The sequence below is a fragment of the Pseudoalteromonas sp. GABNS16E genome (genome assembly GCF_028598715.1).
In the GTDB taxonomy this organism is placed as follows: domain Bacteria; phylum Pseudomonadota; class Gammaproteobacteria; order Enterobacterales; family Alteromonadaceae; genus Pseudoalteromonas; species Pseudoalteromonas atlantica.
This window is the reverse complement of sequence record NZ_JAQREZ010000119.1, coordinates 1-1585: the sequence shown is the minus strand read 5'-3', so window position 1 is coordinate 1585 and position 1585 is coordinate 1. Positions and strand designations below refer to the sequence as shown.

1 protein-coding gene is annotated in these 1585 nt (G+C 36.8%); it reads left to right on the top strand.

Annotated features, from left to right (window positions below; all coding sequences use genetic code 11):
* Positions 1-422 precede the first annotated feature (422 nt).
* Complete coding sequence (gene cysK / locus PSI06_RS20865; protein ID WP_008468878.1) at positions 423-1391, top strand: cysteine synthase A; 969 nt, start codon at positions 423-425, stop codon at positions 1389-1391.
* Positions 1392-1585 lie beyond the last annotated feature (194 nt).

Here is a 1585-nt window from a genome sequence, read left to right as displayed (position 1 = left end):
ATCGGTAATTGAATTAAAGTGTTTCAGAAAAGTAGCGCTCATATTTTACGTGACCAAGGTGATTATTATGCCTTGATCTGATCACTACATATTCTATAAGTTCAATTTATAATGATCTTGCCGTGTTCATTTGCACAATTAACCAACAAAATATAAGTATGTAGTGTTGATTTGTTTAAATAACGACTACATAAACAAAAAATACAGTACAAAGTTAAAAACGAACAAATGGCTTCAAGTTCACCTTTTTAATAACTAAAAAAATAATAGGTTGAGTTTTTAGTTCAATCCGTTATAAGCGGAATTAATATATGTTATAGCCAAAGCTTACTTTAACTTTTTTTATCTCACAGTAAAGTAGGCTTATAAAGTTAACAGACTAACTGTTAATGTGTTGATCAGATTGTACCTAAAGGAACATTATGTCTACTATTTTTGAAGATAACTCACTAAGCATCGGTAACACACCGTTGGTAAAACTTAACCGTGTTACAGGTGGGAATGTATACGCTAAAATTGAGTCGCGTAACCCAAGCTTTAGTATTAAATGCCGTATTGGTGCATCGATGATTTGGGAAGCTGAAAAATCAGGTCAACTTACCAAAGATAAAGAGCTTATAGAGCCAACATCAGGTAACACGGGCATTGCACTGGCATTTGTAGCAGCCTCACGCGGCTACAAATTAACGCTTACAATGCCAAACACCATGAGCTTAGAACGTCGTAAGCTATTAAAAGCACTCGGTGCTAATCTTGTACTAACAGACGGTGCTAAAGGTATGAACGGTGCTATTGCTCAGGCCAAAGAAATTCAAGCATCAGCCCCTGAAAAGTTTATTTTATTACAACAATTTGAAAACCCTGCAAACCCTAAAATTCACTTTGAAACAACTGGCCCAGAAATCTTTGATGCACTTGATGGCAAAATCGATTTCTTTGTTGCAGGCGTTGGTACTGGTGGAACTATCACAGGTGTAAGCCGTTATCTTAAAAAAGAAAAAGGCTTAAATGTAAAATCAATCGCTGTAGAGCCAAGCCACTCTCCGGTAATTAGCCAAACACTTGCTGGTGAAGAAGTAAAACCTGGGCCACATAAGATTCAAGGTATTGGTGCAGGCTTTATTCCTGGGAATTTAGACCTATCAATAATTGATGGTGTAGAGCAAGTCTCTAATGAAGAATGTATAGCAATGTGTCACGAGCTAATGAAAAAAGAAGGGATTTTAGTTGGTATTTCATCAGGTGCAGCTGTGGTTGCAGCGAAGCGTATTGCTGAACGTCCTGAAAATGCAGATAAAAATATTGTGGTTATTTTGCCAAGTGCAACAGAGCGTTACTTATCAAGCCCGATGTTTGACGAAGAGTTTAGCGAACAAGAGCTTGTGCAATAATCGAGCGTTCTGATTAAAAAAGGATGTTTTTTAACATCCTTTTTTATTGCTTTTTTAATAAGTTACTACACGGCTAGCGCATTTTAATCCCAGATTCTAACAGGGTTGAGCGATAATCATCGTCTAGCCCTGCCATTTTCTTTTTTCTCGCCATACTGGCTGTTTTAGTTGTATCTTGTTTAAATAACGCCATG